The organism is Enterococcus sp. DIV1337a, from assembly GCF_051712285.1.
Taxonomy (GTDB): Bacteria; Bacillota; Bacilli; order Lactobacillales; family Enterococcaceae; genus Enterococcus; species Enterococcus faecalis.
Map to the genome: position 1 here is coordinate 1,625,538 of NZ_JBIOOP010000001.1, position 16,159 is coordinate 1,641,696.

Below are 16,159 nucleotides of genomic sequence, written 5' to 3' on the forward strand. Positions count from 1 at the left end.
TTATGGAAGAATTGCCATTAATTGAAATAGAAAAACGACTGATTGTTTGCTTTAATCAACAACCAGTCGTTTTTTTTATTCCTCTAAAGAACTAATGCCACGATCAATTCGGTAAAGTTTTTGATAATGTGCATTGGTTGCAAGTAATTCCTCTGGCGTACCACTCATTTCTAATTGGCCGTCTTCGATAAAGATCACTTGATCCATCAAAGTTACGCCTTGCAAATGGTGGGTAATCCAGATGACAGTTTTATCTTTTAATGCCTCAAAAAAGGTTTCCAACAATTGCTGTTCTGTAATTGGGTCTAACCCAGTAGTTGGTTCATCTAATAACACAATCGGTGTGTCTTGTAAAAGAATCCGCGCTAGTGCCAAACGATGTCGTTCGCCACCAGAAAAACGCAAACCTGCTTCATCCACCATTGTTTGTAAACCTTCTGGTAATTGGGCAACCATTTCTTTTAAGCCAACTTTTTCTAAAACCGCCCAAACTTCTGCTTCGCTCGCTTCTTCTCTACCAATCCGAATATTATTTAAAATGGTTGTTCGAAAGAGGTACGGCGCTTGGTGCATAACACCAATATATTCAGTCATCGTCTCACCAAATGCCTCAGTTGGGATATTTCCTAAAAGGATTTCTCCCGAAGTAGGCCGTAAATCACCACGAATGAGCGAAGCCAACGTACTCTTTCCTGAACCACTGCGCCCTAAAATCGCTAATTTTTGTTTTTCAGGAATTGTTAACGATAAGTCATTTAATACCTTTTTCTCTTGATTTTCATATGCAAAAGACAAATGTTCTATCGATAAACTGGTGCCGTTTGGCTGAACAGGCGCTTCTGTTGAGTCACCGTCTCCTTCAGGAAGCTCATTAAAACGACGAATGGAATCCTTATAAATCGTTGTTTCCTGTGCTGCAGCAGGTAGCGGAGCAAAAGCATCAATTAACGGAAAAACGGTTAAAACAAAAGCACCAATCCAATTGGCTGCCCCCCCATGATTGCCTGGAAACCGCACGCTAGTCCAAGCCAAGACAGCAATCGCAATCACACCAAAAAGAAGTTGTAAAACAAAGTCTCGGCCACGGTTAAATTGCTTCATTTTTTCATCTAATGTACGAACGTTTGCTTCATCTGTTTCATAACGGGCAACAAATTCAGTACCTCGTTGACTAAATACCCAATCAGACACACCTAGAATATTGTCGGTTAGCGTTTGATATAACTCATTTTTGGCATATTTATGTTTTTCTTGACGCGCACCATTCACTAGGACTGAAACAAGTGGCAATAGAAAAACAACCACTCCTAGCATCAGTAACATGCATAAAGCAAACCACCAAGAAAAGAAACCTAACGCAATCACTAAAAAGATATACAAAATCCAAGCAATAACGGTTGGGAAAATCGTTCGTAAATATAAGTTTTGGATATGATTAATATCTTCCGAAAGCAAACCTAAGATATCCCCCGTGCGATATTTTGTCTTAAAGAAAATCGCATCTTTTTCTAGCACATTATAAAGTTTCAAGCGCAGATCAGAGGTCATTTTTAACACCCAGTTATGACTCGTTAGACGCTCCACATAGCGAAAAACTGGACGGCCAATCCCAAAGGCTCTTGTTAAAACAATGGGAATATAAATTAATAAAATATTCTCTGGTAAGGAAGCCGCACGACTGATTAAGTAACCAGACGTAAACATTAATGCCCCTGCGCTAAAAAACGTCAAGAAGCCTAAAAGTAAGGCAAAATACAAGGTTTTTTTATAGCGTTTTAAGAAAGGACGAACCCATTGATCGTTTTTCCAAACATCTTTCGTTGTCGGTTGTTTTTCCATCATTGGCGTCCTCCTCTCATTTGATTCATTAATTGAACATAGTAGCCATCTTTTTCAATCAATTCTGCTAGCGTTCCTTGTTCCACTAATTGCCCTTTTTCCATCACTAAAATGTAATCCATTTCTTCCATCCAATGAAGACGATGTGTCGCAAAGAAGACAAGATGATTGTTCATTAATGGCAACATGCGCTCTTTCATTTCAACTTCTGTTTCAATATCCAAATGCGCTGTCGGCTCATCAAACAACAAGATGTGGCGTTTTTGATCGACAAAGGCGCGGGCCAACGCTACTCGTTGCGCTTGTCCCCCGCTTAACATTCGGCCACTTTCCCCAATCAAGGTATGAATTCCTTCAGGAAGATCTTTGACTAGCTCGTTTAAGCCAACTAACTGAATCGCTTGCTGAATCGCCTCATCTGTCGCTTCAGGTGTATAAAAGCGAATATTGTTTGCCAAAGTATCTTGGAAAATATATGGCGCTTGAGGAATATAAAGGATTTGTTTTTGCCAGTCTTTTTGTAAAAAATGTGGAATCGTTTGACCATTAATCGCCAATTGACTCGTTTCTTCTGTTGGTAATAAAAAGCCACTTAACAAATTAATTAACGTTGACTTACCAGAACCACTCGCCCCGATAATTCCAATCTTTTTGCGACCATCAACAGAGAATTGTAACGATTGAATCGCTTCTTGCGTTGCATCTTCATAGGAAAAATTTAGCGCTGTGACTGACAACTGACTTTCTTGATGCCAATCATCTAACGTTAGCACATCGGTTTGTTCTGCTTCTGGCAATGCTAATACCGCTTGGATCGCTTGAAAAGAATTTTTTCCATCTAAGGTTGCGTGATAATCACTTGAAAAATCACGAATCGGCAAAAAGAATTCGGGTGCTAAAATCAAAGTAACTAGGGCAGGAAATAATAAAATCGTGCCGTTTAATAAACTTAAACCAAGGAAAACTGCCACAACAGCAACCGATAATGTCGTAAAAAAGTCTAACGCAAAGGTTGATAAAATGGCAATTTTCAACGTACTCATGGTCGCCTTTCTGAATCGTTCACTTGTATGGTAAATACTCCCTGCATATTTTTTACTTAATCCAAACAGTTTCAGTGTATCAATCCCACGCAAGGAATCAATAAAATGATTGGAAAGCATTTGAAATGCCGCATATTGCTTGTCCGCTTTACTTTGTGCTGCATAACCTAACACAATCATAAAAATAATAATAATTGGAAAAACAATCAGCAATGTTACGCCTGAACGAATATCTTGTGTAAAAACAAAGGCCAAAATAATCCAAGGAATAATCATCATATTCATCATTTTTGTCAAAATCAATTGTAAATAATTTTCGGTTTGACTGATGCCTTCTAAAGCCATGGTAACCATATTCCCAGTCCCATTTTTTTGAACAACATTTGGCCCTAAACGGAAAATTTTAGTTAACAATTGTTCGCGTAATTCTTTTGAGCGTTCATAACTAAATGTATCGAGCATGCTCTCACGAAAATACGTAATAACATGTCGACCAAGATAAAAAATAAAAAAGAGTAAAATACTCTGTAGTTGTTGGTTAAGATGCCCACCACTCCAAAGGCCGACAATGGCTTTTGAAAGAAAAAAAGCTTGCCCAATTATAAAGACTGCTTGCAGGAAAGAAAAACCTGCAAGCAAGACAAGAATTTTTTTGATTTTAGGCATCTGTAAGATGTCTTTATCAATCATAGATTTAATACCCCTCTGGTACGGCTGTATGTGAAATACGTTTTCTGAAAATATAATAGGACCAAGCAGTATAAGCTAACACGAATGGTAAAATGCTTAAAGAAATCCACGTCATAATTTTTAGTGTATATGGTGTGCTTGTTGCATCTTTAATCAACAAATCAAATCCTTCACTACCAATCATAACACGTGGGAACAAGCCACTGAACAAGAGAGCAACTAATACAACTAACGTTAAACCACTCGCTAGAAAAGCTAACATCTCTTTGCGTTTAAACACCCCAACATTGGCAATGACTGTTAAGACCACAATTGCTAACGTTAAAATTAAAGTGACCGTAAAGTTCTTTTCATAAAAGTCCGTTTTGAAGTACATCAACACTGCAAAAACAACTAAACCGACATATAAAACGCCATATAAAATTTCTGCATAATTTCGAGCACGTTCGCGAATTGGGCCTTCTGTTTTTAAAGCAATATAGTTCATGCCGTGTAAGTAGCAAAGTAATGTTAAGGCTACTCCACCAACAATTGAAAACAGATTAAAATAATCCGTAAATTGCGCATGCATATTGCCGTTTGCATCTAAAGGCATTCCTTGGACTAAGCTAATAAACAAAATACCAAAGAAGAACGGTACAAGGAAACTCCCAATTGATAGCGTCCAGTTCCACATCCGACGACGTTTGCCTTCTGGCATGTTGTGGCGGAATTCAAAGGAAACTCCACGAATAATTAACCCAAATAAAATCGTAAATAGAATTAAATAGTAGCCACTAAATAATGAAGCATACCAATATGGGAAAGAGGCAAACATTGCGCCGCCCGCTGTTAACAGCCAAACTTCGTTTCCGTCCCAGACAGGTCCAATTGTTGCAACGACTTGATCTTTTTCATCATCATTGTGTGCCAACGTTTGAACGGCCATTCCAACACCAAAGTCAAATCCTTCTAAGAAGAAGAAACCTGAGAATAAGACGCCGATAAGGACAAACCATAATAATTGTAGTGTACTCATTCGCCAAATACCCCCTTATCAAATGGATCCAACGCTGGTTCATTTTCTTTCGCTAATTTTTTCGCTTCATAGTCTGGTCCTTTACGTAATTCTAAAATGACCAAGTAAACCATGACACTACCTAAACCAGCAAATAATAAGAAATAAATGACATTTGACGTAATTAATGAAGCAACCGATACATTTGGTGAAACACTTTGTTCAATCGTAAATAATCCATAAACAGTCCACGGATAACGACCTAATTCAGTGACTAACCAACCTGTTGTATTCGCAAGGAATGGCGCGAACGTACATAGAGCAACAATCCACAGCATCCATTTCTTCTCGTACAGCGATGGTTTTTTCTTCCTTGTAAAGAATAGTCCTAAGGCAGCAACCAATAACATTAAGGCACCAAAACCAGCCATGATACGGAAGCTCCAGAATAAAGTGTTAACTGGTGGATAATAATTTTTATCATCCCCATATTTTTCTACCAAGCGTTTGTTGACTGTATCCATCCCATCAACCGAACCTGATAATTTGTTATACGATAAAATACTTAGCATATACGGAATATCGATACCAAAAACTTGTTTATGTTCTCGTTCATCTGCCCAAGCAATCAATGTCCAAGCAGCGGGATCATCAGAGTCTTCATAGGCCCCCTCCATCGCCGCAAATTTCATTGGTTGTCCTTCAATTAGAGCTTTCATTTGCAAGTCGCCAGCTAATAAAACGCCGATTGAACCGAACAAAGTAACCCATAAGCCAATGCGCATAGATGCTTTGTGGAATGAAATATCCCGTTTTTTCAGCAATTGGAAAGCAGCCATACCAGCTACTGCCATGCCGCCCAATGTAAAGGCGCCCATGATAACGTGTGAAAATTCATACCAAACTTTTGGATTGCTGATGACAGCTACAAAGTCCACCATTTCAGCACGGCCATTATTGATGACATAGCCTACTGGATGTTGCATGAAACTATTCGCAACTAAAATCCAGAAAGCAGACATCATTGAACCGAATACAACTAACCAGATAAACGTTACGTGAACTTTTGGATTCATTTTATCCCAAGTAAAGATCCACAAACCTAAGAATGTTGACTCTAAGAAGAAGGCTAAGAGCGCTTCTACAGCCAACGGTGCCCCAAAAATATCTCCGACGAATCGAGAATAATCAGACCAGTTCATCCCAAACTGAAATTCTTGAATAATCCCGGTTACAACCCCAACAGCGAAGCTTAATAGGAATATCTTTCCCCAAAACTTGGCCATTTTACGATAACGTTCCTCTTTTTTCACAACGTACATTGTTTCCATAATTGCTACAACAAGTGCTAATCCTATTGAAAACGGTACGAAGAAAAAGTGGAAAACTGTTGTCATCGCAAATTGGATTCTCGCCAATGTTACAATATCAAACATATTATTTCCTCCCTGATTTGCCTCCACACAAAGAAACAAGCTTACCTGAATTGTTCATTTCCATTAGCGATGACTCCTTTTATCTACGAAACTAAAAGAAAATTCAAGTGAACTTTTCCAAAAAGTGTGAAAATGCATGTAATATAGAATAATTCCAATCTAAGTATACAACTTTCTGAGGCAGAAACCAAACAATACAGAAGTATTTCTCACAATTTTTTTAGGTGCTACCAAGATTTCTTCCCTTTCTTCCATCAATAAAAAAAGCCCTTCCTCAAAAAAGGAAGAACTAATCTCAATCTATCAACATTTTGACTTATCACTTGATTAGTTCCCAAAAATTGAAGCAACTATTCTTTGATGATAAAAATTCTAATCTTGTGATGAAAATTACGGATTGCTGGAGGTGATAGTTTGTTTTTAAACAACATGACTCTAAAACCTCGGAGAATTATTTTTTCTCCATGATTCCGTACTCGCATCACTTATCCATAGCTAGATTTCAGTTTAGAAGGTCTGATTTTTTTCTTCACGTTTATTATACCAAACTCATTAATATCTGTAGGGAAAGTCCACTCTTTCAAGAGCGGACTTCTTTATTAAAACGTAACAACAATCAAATCCACTATACACTATAGCTAACTGTAATTCGTCAAGTTGCTATTCTTGGTTCATAGCGGCTTTTAAGGCCTGTGCTAACGCACTTTCTTCTGGTTCGTCTGGTTGTGAATATTTTTTCATCAAACGACGTTCTTCATGTTTTGTCATTTTTTGTTTTCGTTCTTTTTTATCGGGAATTTTTTCAGTAATCGAACAGAATTTACATTTGAAAGAACGACCATTTTTTCCTTCTATGATAACCATTTTTTTATGACATTGCGGACAACGATGATTGGAGACTTTCGGGTCTTTACGACGGCGATAGCTACATTCTTGATTGGTACAAACGTAAATTTTGCCATCTTTCGTATTTTTTTCCCGTAAGTTTGAACCACAATCTGGACATTTTTTTTGCGTAATGGAAAAATCTTGATATTTTTTCTCGCTTTGTTTAATTTCACGGACTAATTTTTTCGTATCCTCTTCAATATCCTTTAAGAAAAGTTGACTCTTTTGTTGACCCGAAGCGATTGCTTCGAGCGACTTTTCCCATTTTTCCGTTAGTTCAGGTGTCACAAGTGATGGATTCACCAAGTCTAATAGTTGCTTCCCTTTGGCAGAGACACTTAAACCGCTATTGGTTCGTTCCATCAATTCTGATTTAATCAGTTTTTCAATGATTTCCGCCCGCGTTGCCGGTGTGCCTAAACTGTGTTTCTCCATTTTTCCTAACAACGTTCCTTCGGTTAATGGTTTTGGCGGCGACGTTAATTCTTTGTTAATGGTAAAGTTTGGCGCAACGGTCATGCCTTTTTGCCATTGGACAGTGGATAGCGGCTGTTCTGCTGTTGTTTTCCAGCCAGCAACAACTACTTTATTTTGATGAAAGACAAATGTTTCTTTCCCAAAAGCGACGGTAACTTTTGTTTGTTTGGTTTGGTTTGGCTCAGCAAACAAACCTAAGAATCGTTGAACAATCATTTGATAAATTTTTTGTTCATCATTGCTTAGCTTTTCATAACGAGGACGTTGTTCAGTTGGAATCAATCCATGGTGATCCGTGACTTTTGCATTTTGGAAAACTTTTTGTTGTTTAACAACGGCCCCATTTTTAAGGTAGCCTTTCACTTCTGGTGAAAAATCAGCAATGGCTTGAAGTCGTTCTTTCATCGTTCCTTTCATATCCGTTGTTAGATATTTGCTGTCAGTTCGAGGATAGGAAACAATTTTATGGGTTTCGTATAAACTTTGTACGAGAGACAACGTTTTCTTTGCAGAAAATTGGAACCGCTGGTTGGCTTCACGCTGGATTTCGGTTAGATCATACGGCAACGGCGCATTTTCTGTTTTGACTTTTTCTTGGATATCGGTAACTAAGCCCTTTTGTTTCGATAGTTCTTTGACTAATTGTTCTGCTTCCTGCCGTTCTTTTAAAGCGTATGGATTTTTTTGGGTCATCTTTGCTTTTTCTGATTCAACAGTTAACGAGATAGTAAAATAAGTTTGAGGCTTAAATTGTTCAATCGTTTTTTCTTGTTGGCGTACCATTGCTAAAGTTGGTGTTTGAACACGACCTGCGGATAAGTTATCTTGATATTTCACTGTCAAGGCCCGTGTGACATTTAGCCCCACTAACCAGTCAGCTTTTGCGCGCGCCAAGGCAGAGTCATACAAATTATCGTAGTCTTTCGCTGGGCGAATTTTCTTAAACCCGTCTTTAATGGCTTTGTCTGTTTGAGATGAGATCCATAAACGTTTGACTGGTTTGTTAAAACGGACATATTCTAAAATCCAGCGGGCCACTAATTCACCTTCACGACCAGCATCGGTGGCAATAACAGCTTCAGAAACATCTTTACGATTGGCTAATTGTTTAATCGCTTTTAATTGATGTCCTGTTTTCGGTAACGGTTTAATCCCTAAATTCTTAGGAATCATTGGCAAGGTTTCCATTTGCCATGTTTGCCATTCTTTGTTTAAATCTTCTGGCATTTTTAGTCCTAAGAGATGCCCTAAAGCCCAGGTGACAATCACGTTGGGTCCTTCATAATAATTCTTATTTTTTTGATTTGCTCCTAAAACGCGGCTTAAATCTTTTGCTACGCTAGGTTTTTCAGCAATAATTAATTGTTTTGCAACCACTAGTTTCGCTCCTTTTTAAGTGCTATCTTTTCGTATTATACCAAATATTGGTTCGATTTTCTCTAAATTCCGAGAATAGAAAAAGAGTTTAAAGAAAATTCCCTGAGGTTTTTCTTTAAACTCATGCGTTTCAAATAACTTTCCGTTTGCAGAATTTTGTTTTGCCAAAATGATTGGAGATTGTGGTAAACTCAGCTTTATTTTCAAAAGTAACCGCATGATGATTTTCTAGTAATGCTAAACCGAAATATTGTTGTAAATCTTCATCGCATTCTTCACACCAGCGTTCTTCCCCATCATTCCAGAAAGCCGTTAAATAATTGGGCTTTGTATTGACGTATGTATAATCCTGAGAAAGTTTTTGCCAAACTTCCACATAATATGTCTCTGCATCGGTCAAGTTATCGAAGGTTTTTTCTTGAACAATGTCCTCTTGCCAGTCATCAAAAAACCACCAAGGTTCATTGTCGCCATACATTGTAATTACTTGATACATTGAACCGCTCCTTTTTTTACTACTGTAGGTATCATAGTCACTTTCTGAAAAAGTTGCAAGGATTTGGTTTCGGACTGAGAAATTTTTGAAATTTATTTTATCCTGCCACTTCTAAAGAAGCAATAAAATCTTCAATCATGCGACGATAACTTTCTTCTGGCGTGGCTTCTTCGCGCTGAAAATAACCTAAAAAACGTAAGGTAATATAACCATGGATTAAGCTACGTAATTCTCGACTTTTATGCAGTCGTTCTTCATTATTAAATGGATAAAAAGCTAAAAGTTGTAAAATAATTTGATTGGTTTCATGAATGCCTTCAATTAATTGTTGGTTTTGCGTTTTCGGCACACTGATAAGTAATTCATAGACCGCAGAATTTTCAAAAGCAAATTGTTGGTACGTTTCAGCATATATCCGAATTGCTTCTGCGCCACTCTTACCCACAAGGGCTCTTCGCAATGCATCATTTAATTCTTGGATTAACAAGTCCACTAGAGCATTTTTTACTTCAGCAATATTTTTAAAGTGATTATAGAGTGAAGGATACTTGATGCCTAAATCAACGGCTAAATTTTGAAAGGTTAATTGTTGAACGCCCAATTCTTCCGCTAGGTTGCGAGCACTTTCAAGGATTTTGGCTTTCGTTAAATTCCGTTTTTTTGCCATCTTTCTGACGCCTCCAATTCTTAAATTTTGGACAAGTATTAGTTTATCATATCTATTGACTCTTTTTAAACTATAAATTATAGTTTATAATAATAATTTGTAAACATCATTTTTGAAAGAAGGCTATTTGGCATGCATATTACCAACCATTCTCATTTGGCCGACCGTTATGGCAAACGAACCAGTGCAGAATTTTTATTACACGAACGTCCTATTTTATCTTTTCCTATTTCTTTAGCCGCTATTCCTAAAGAAGCCCGTTATTTATCCTGGGAATTAATTGATTATGACACAATTCCTTTAATCGGTTTCCCTTTTATTCATTGGTTAGCTGCCAATGTTCCTGTAACCAATGAAATTCCTGAAGACTATAGTCGAACAGCACTCAAGCCTACCATTCAAGGAAAAAATAGTCTTGCTTCTCCTTTGGGGAAACAGATGCTTCCTGTGCTTGCCACTGAAACGTTACCCGAGTTAACCGAACGTTATCTGGGGTTAAGTCCTCGCTCTGGTGTGCACACCTATACGTTATATGTGTACGCTACAAAAAATCCACTAAATTTAAAAGAAGGCTTTTTTGCGAATGAGTTGCATCAAGCATTGAATGATCAACTACTCGCTAAAGCCAAATTTGAATTTCTTTACTAGAAAGTGAGGAAATAGAATGTATGAATTAATTAAAAGTAAAATTTTCCGGCCAAGACAACCTTGGGAAAAAAATCTGCTCGTTTTATGGTTTGGCACATTTATGGCCGGTATCGGCTTTAGCTTAGTGATGCCATTTATGCCTCTTTATATCAACACATTAGGTACTTTTACCCACCAACAATTGAATTTTTGGAGCGGAATCACATTCTCCTCCACTTTTTTAGTCACGACCATTGTTTCTCCTTGGTGGGGCCGTTTAGCCGACCGAAAAGGACGTAAGTTAATGTTATTACGTGCTTCATTAGGAATGGCTATCGTCATTAGTTTAATGGGCGCAGTCACAAGTGTTTATCAATTGATAGGCTTGCGCTTATTACAAGGTGTTTTTTCTGGTTATATCAGTAATGCAACTGCGTTAGTTGCTACAGGCACACCTAAGGAAAAAAGCGGTCAAGTGCTTGGTACTTTAGCCACTGGTTCTGTTACCGGCACATTGCTAGGTCCTCTTTTGGGCGGTGTCACTGCGTCTATTTTCGGTTATCGGCCAACCTTTTTCATTACTGGTACGATTTTATTACTCGTTTTTGTTTTGAGTCTCGTCTTTGTCCATGAAGAGTTTGTGCCAATTGAAAAAAATCAAGCCGCATCTGGGAAACAAATTTTAAAAAAACTAGAACATCCCCACGTGATTCTTGGAATGTTTATTACGACATTAATCATTCAAGCTTCCAATAATTCAATTAGTCCCATCATCAGTTTATATATTCAACAATTGTTGGGTGGTCACGGAAATGTCACCTTAATTAGCGGAGTCATTGCTTCTATTCCAGGGATTGCAACGTTAATAGCTGCCCCTCGTTTCGGCCGGTTAGGCGATCGTATTGGCAGCGAACGCATCTTGACAATTGGCTTAATTTTAGCCATTTTCGTTTACCTGCCAATGGCCTTTGTTCAAAATGTCTGGCAGCTTGCTATACTTCGTTTCTTAGTTGGGATTTCCGATGCCTGTTTACTACCTGCTGTTCAAACATTGATCACTCGTTATTCTCCAAGTGATGTTGCAGGCCGTATTTTCAGTTACAACCAATCTTTCCAAGCGACCGGAAATGTGATTGGTCCTATGATTGGTTCAAGCGTATCTGCCGCTTTCGGTTATCGTGGTGTCTTTATTTCCACTTCTTGTCTGGTTCTCATTAACCTTCTATGGGTTCGTCGAAGCACCGCCGAATTAAAAAAAGAGAAAAAAAACATCTAAGTTATACACAGAAAAGTTATCCACAATTTGAATTTTTAATTTTTCTCTTTTTCTTATTTTTTAAAAAATAGGCATATTAAATAAAAAAGAAAAGCTGATATTTACTGGTTTTATGACCATCATATCAGCTTTTCTTTTAGTTAACTCCACTCTTTTTGTTTCACAACTCGTGAAACTTTTTAGACGTATTGTAGTTCTTTTTCATCTTGGTAGGCGCGATCAATTAAGCCGCCCCCTAAGCATTCCATTCCATCATAAAAAACAACAGCTTGACCTGGAGTGACTGCGCGGGCTGGTTCCTTAAACGTAACGGTTGCTTTTGTGCCATCTTCAGATAAGGAAACATGCACTGGCATATCTGCTTGACGATAACGGAATTTAGCCGTACAGTCAAACTCTTTTGGCATTGGTGTATCAACAGTAAAATGAACCTCACTGGCTTCTAAATGTGTTGCATATAGTTTTTCATGGTGAAATCCTTGTCCCACATATAATGTATTGGTGGTTAAATCTTTCCCAATCACAAACCATGGTTCTTGTGTTTTACCGCCACCACCAATTCCTAAGCCTTGGCGTTGACCGATAGTATAATACATCAGACCATCATGTTGTCCTTTGATTTCACCATCTTCTGTCACCATGTTGCCTTTTTTAGCTGGTAAATAATTACTCAAAAATTCTTTAAAATTCTTTTCACCAATAAAACAAACGCCCGTTGAGTCTTTTTTCTTGGCTGTGGCTAATCCAGCACGTTCAGCAATTGCACGAACTTCTGATTTTTCCATACCACCCAATGGGAACATTGTTTTTGCCAATTGGGCTTGTGATAATTGGCTTAAAAAATAGGTTTGATCTTTATTATTGTCAATTCCACGTAACATATGCACTACGCCATTTTCATCCGTTTCTACTTGCGCATAGTGGCCAGTCGCAACATAGTCAGCGCCTAGTTGCATAGCATAATCTAGGAATGCTTTAAATTTAATTTCTTTATTACACATGACATCTGGATTTGGTGTCCGTCCTAACCGATATTCTGCTAAAAAATATTCAAACACACGGTCCCAATATTCTTTTTCAAAATTAACCGAATAATACGGAATCCCAATTTGATCCGCTACTTTTGCGACATCTTTATAATCCTCAGTTGCGGTACAGACACCATTTTCGTCTGTATCGTCCCAATTTTTCATAAAGATCCCAATTACATCATAGCCTTGCTCTTTTAAAAGCAACGCTGTGACAGATGAATCGACACCGCCACTCATGCCTACCACGACACGCGTTTTGCTGTTATCTGCCATTTTATCACCATCATTTCAATTAGATTCTGAAATCATCCACGATTTGAAGGTCGTAACTTTTCAGTGCTTTTCATTATACTATTTTTTTGAAATAAGTAAAGCAAGCCGGGCGTATAATGAGAAAATACTTGGAACAAAGACACAGCGAGCAAGCCGTTGCTTTCAAGTAAACAGAAAACCTGAAGGAACAAGCTGCTTTTACTTGTTTCTTCAGGTTTCTCTGAATTATTCTACTTTCTCTAGTACACCACGACTAATTAAGCCATCCATTAAGAAAAAGTATTTTTCTTTACTCATTTCATGTTGTTCATTCTTGAAAATATTCATTGGTTTTAAACCATTTGCCGTTGTAATGGACATTTTTAATTCTTTCAGATCAGCAGTGATCGTAATTTTTAATTTGAAGCCTTCATTTCTCTGAGGCGTTGGATCTAAGGAACGAATCAATTGAAAGTTCCCTGATTTTGTTTCAGTAAAGCCGTTATCTTTTAATGTATAGCGTTTTGCACTAGGATGTACTTTGTAAAAAACTGTTGAGCCTTCAACAGCAGCCGTTGTTGTAAATGCCATGGGTTCCACCTCGTTATTTTCATTGTTACCTTCATTATAGCGAAAACCTTTAGCTGCCGCAATCAGTTTATTTTTTCAATTGTTGAATCACTGCAACTAGTACTTCAGAAAAAGTCGCAATTTCTTCTGGTGTGTTCCCGTAGCCAAAGCTAATCCGAATCGATTCTTTAATAGCAGAGGAATTTTCTCCATACATCGCTGTCAACACGTGCGAAGGATCCACAGTTCCCGCTGTACAAGCCGAGCCGGTTGAAATCGCAATGCCTCTTAAGTCCAAATGCATTAAGAGCAAATCACTGGGAATTCCTTTTAAATGAAGATTTAAGACATGTGCTAAACGATTGGTTGGTTCACCATTAATTGAAAAATCAATATTGGCTTCTTCTAACGCTTTTAAAATAATCGTTTGAAAACTTTGATAAGCTGTTTTTCTTGCGTGCTTTTCTGCAGAAGTTAGTAATGAAACGGCAGTACCCATGCCAATAATTCCAGCTAAGTTTTCCGTGCCCGCACGTCGTTTTTCTTCTTGTTCCCCACCATGTAAAAGAGGTGGTAATTGGATTGCATCGCTTTTAAATAAAAAACCTACGCCTTTTGGACCATTGATTTTATGAGCAGAAATGCTTAATAAGTCGATCCCCAATTCATGAGGTAAAATCACTTCACTTCCATAAGCTTGGACGGCATCTGTATGAAAAATCGCCGAATGATTTTTCAGAATTGCACCAACTTCAGCAATCGGTAATCGATTTCCGATTTCATTATTGCCATACATCATTGAAACCAAGATCGTTTCTTCGCGTAAAGACTTTTTGAATTGATCCATTGAAATCTGACCATTTTCATTCACAGGCAAGTAAGTCACTTCAAAGCCTAACGTCTCTAAGTATTCCATCGTTCGTAACACAGCCGGATGTTCAATTGCCGTAGTAATAATATGTTTTCCTTCCTTTTGACGAGAAAAAGCAACTGCCAAGATAGCTGTGTTATCCCCTTCTGTGCCACCACTATTAAAAATAATTTCGTGGGGTTTGGCTTGTAAGCTCTCGGCAATCGTTTGACGCACTTCTTCCAGAAGACCGTGTGCCTTTCGTCCAAACTGATGAATACTTGATGGATTGCCAAAAGTCGTTTGCATATTTTCAGTCATCGCTTGAATGACCGTTGGATGAAGCGGTGTTGTTGCCGCATGATCTAAATAAATGGGTTCCAAATGACTCGTCCCTTTCCTTATGTTCTGGCGTTATTCTAGCATAAAAAGCTTAAAACACAAAATCAGAATACTTTCTCTTCTATTTGTAAAAAAGATAAGAAAATAGGCCTAACACGCTTAAAGTTGTTAGACCTATTTTTTAGTTTTTAAGGAACCACTTATTCTCCTTTTGGTTCTAAACGGAATAATGGACTCATTGGTTTATTTTCATGAATACGAAGTAACGCTTCCCCCATTAACTCAGCGCAAGAAATAATATTCAAGGTTGCTGGTTGGCGGTCTGCTGTCGTATAAACAGAGTCAGTAATACTAATTTCCTTAATTGGCGCATTTTCTAAGGTTGCTTTTGCGCCTTCTGATAACAAACCATGTGAGGCGCAAGCATAAACTTCTTGCGCACCATTTTTCATTAAAACTTCCGCCGCTGTGGCTAACGTTTGACCAGTATTCAAAATGTCATCAACAAGAATACATTTTTTCCCAGCGACATTCCCAATAACGTAACCTTCTTGACGCACCCCATCAATCTCTTCATGGTCGACAATTGCTAAGGTCGCATCTAAGTACTCCGATAAACTACGTGCGCGTTGAACGCCACTGTTTTTAGGCGAAACAATCACAATTTCTTCCCCTACTAATGCTTGTTGACGATAATAATGAGCAAACAAAGGCATTGTAAATAAATTATCTACTGGGATATCAAAAAATCCTTGGACTTGAACAGTATGCAAGTCTAATGTCAACAAACGTGTTGCGCCTGCCTCTACTAACATATTAGCAACTAATTTCGCAGTAATGGGCTCTCTTGGTTTCGCTGTGCGGTCTTGGCGAGCATAACCATAGTAAGGCAAAATAACATTAATTGTTTTTGCGCTAGCACGTTTTAATGCATCAATTAAAATAAGCAATTCCATCAAATGATCATTTACAGGGGCATTCGTTGCTTGGATGATGTAGACATGATCGCCACGAATACTTTCTTCAATATTAATTTGAATTTCGCCATCACTAAATTGGCGCACGGTACTTTTTCCTAATTCTGTTCCTACAGATGCTGCGATTTTTTCAGCAAGTGGTCGATTTGCATTTAAACTGAAGATGCGTAAGGTGTCATCTTGATAGTTTTCGGTCATGATATCCTCCGTCAATATAAAATAATAGTCGTTTTCATTCATATTCTACCATTTTTTGTCATAAAAATCATGGGATCCTCCTTAATTTATTGAAAGAAACGGTTTTCTTTGTGAAAAAAGCGCTTA

At 37.9% G+C, this 16,159-nt stretch carries 13 protein-coding genes; 2 read left to right on the top strand and 11 right to left on the bottom strand.

The genetic code is table 11. The features are described from left to right. Positions 1-75: 75 nt before the first annotated feature. The 7 genes from cydC to IGL49_RS07875 form a co-directional block, all read right to left on the bottom strand. A complete protein-coding gene (cydC, locus tag IGL49_RS07845) occupies positions 76-1,842 on the bottom strand; it encodes a thiol reductant ABC exporter subunit CydC (RefSeq protein ID WP_104855157.1) in 1,767 nt (588 codons plus the stop codon). Beyond that, the gene (gene cydD / locus IGL49_RS07850) at positions 1,839-3,572 is read right to left on the bottom strand and encodes a thiol reductant ABC exporter subunit CydD (RefSeq protein WP_104855156.1); all 1,734 of its coding nucleotides are present in this window, start codon (positions 3,570-3,572) and stop codon (positions 1,839-1,841) included. The genes cydC and cydD overlap by 4 nt, the downstream gene beginning before the upstream one ends. A 4-nt stretch (positions 3,573-3,576) precedes the next feature. Further along, positions 3,577-4,590, bottom strand: a complete 1,014-nt coding sequence (gene cydB / locus IGL49_RS07855; protein WP_104855155.1) for a cytochrome d ubiquinol oxidase subunit II — start codon at positions 4,588-4,590, stop codon at positions 3,577-3,579. Further along, the gene (locus IGL49_RS07860; protein WP_104855154.1) at positions 4,587-6,005 is read right to left on the bottom strand and encodes a cytochrome ubiquinol oxidase subunit I; all 1,419 of its coding nucleotides are present in this window, start codon (positions 6,003-6,005) and stop codon (positions 4,587-4,589) included. Before IGL49_RS07860 ends, cydB begins: the two co-directional genes overlap by 4 nt. A 660-nt stretch (positions 6,006-6,665) precedes the next feature. Continuing rightward, positions 6,666-8,747, bottom strand: coding sequence for a DNA topoisomerase III (locus IGL49_RS07865; RefSeq protein WP_104855152.1), 2,082 nt, complete (start codon positions 8,745-8,747; stop codon positions 6,666-6,668). A 130-nt stretch (positions 8,748-8,877) separates the two neighbouring features. Further along, positions 8,878-9,243 (bottom strand): DUF1033 family protein, encoded by a 366-nt coding sequence (locus tag IGL49_RS07870; protein WP_104855151.1) that lies wholly within the window; start codon positions 9,241-9,243, stop codon positions 8,878-8,880. Positions 9,244-9,340: 97 nt separating this feature from the next. Further along, the gene (locus IGL49_RS07875; protein ID WP_002356965.1) at positions 9,341-9,910 is read right to left on the bottom strand and encodes a TetR/AcrR family transcriptional regulator; all 570 of its coding nucleotides are present in this window, start codon (positions 9,908-9,910) and stop codon (positions 9,341-9,343) included. Positions 9,911-10,042: 132 nt separating this feature from the next. Here IGL49_RS07875 and IGL49_RS07880 point away from each other — a divergent pair, with 132 nt between their 5' ends. Then, the gene (locus IGL49_RS07880; RefSeq protein ID WP_104855150.1) at positions 10,043-10,558 is read left to right on the top strand and encodes a YbhB/YbcL family Raf kinase inhibitor-like protein; all 516 of its coding nucleotides are present in this window, start codon (positions 10,043-10,045) and stop codon (positions 10,556-10,558) included. Positions 10,559-10,574: 16 nt separating this feature from the next. Continuing rightward, positions 10,575-11,813 (top strand): multidrug efflux MFS transporter, encoded by a 1,239-nt coding sequence (locus IGL49_RS07885; protein ID WP_104855149.1) that lies wholly within the window; start codon positions 10,575-10,577, stop codon positions 11,811-11,813. A 179-nt stretch (positions 11,814-11,992) separates the two neighbouring features. Here the strand turns inward: IGL49_RS07885 and mnmA are convergent, their stop codons facing one another. The 4 genes from mnmA to IGL49_RS07905 all read right to left on the bottom strand — a co-directional run bounded on the left by mnmA (position 11,993) and on the right by IGL49_RS07905 (position 16,033). Then, positions 11,993-13,117, bottom strand: coding sequence for a tRNA 2-thiouridine(34) synthase MnmA (mnmA, locus tag IGL49_RS07890; protein WP_104855148.1), 1,125 nt, complete (start codon positions 13,115-13,117; stop codon positions 11,993-11,995). Positions 13,118-13,342: 225 nt separating this feature from the next. Continuing rightward, positions 13,343-13,687 carry a DUF1831 domain-containing protein gene (locus tag IGL49_RS07895; protein WP_002356959.1) on the bottom strand — a complete coding sequence of 115 codons (345 nt, stop codon included), beginning with the start codon at positions 13,685-13,687 and terminating at the stop codon, positions 13,343-13,345. A gap of 67 nt (positions 13,688-13,754) precedes the next feature. Beyond that, entirely contained in the window at positions 13,755-14,900 is a 1,146-nt protein-coding gene (locus IGL49_RS07900; protein WP_104855147.1) for a cysteine desulfurase family protein, read from the bottom strand. A 158-nt stretch (positions 14,901-15,058) separates the two neighbouring features. Then, positions 15,059-16,033: a ribose-phosphate diphosphokinase gene (locus IGL49_RS07905; RefSeq protein WP_002362076.1), complete on the bottom strand. Its 975-nt coding sequence runs from the start codon at positions 16,031-16,033 to the stop codon at positions 15,059-15,061. Between the last annotated feature and the right edge of the window lie 126 nt (positions 16,034-16,159).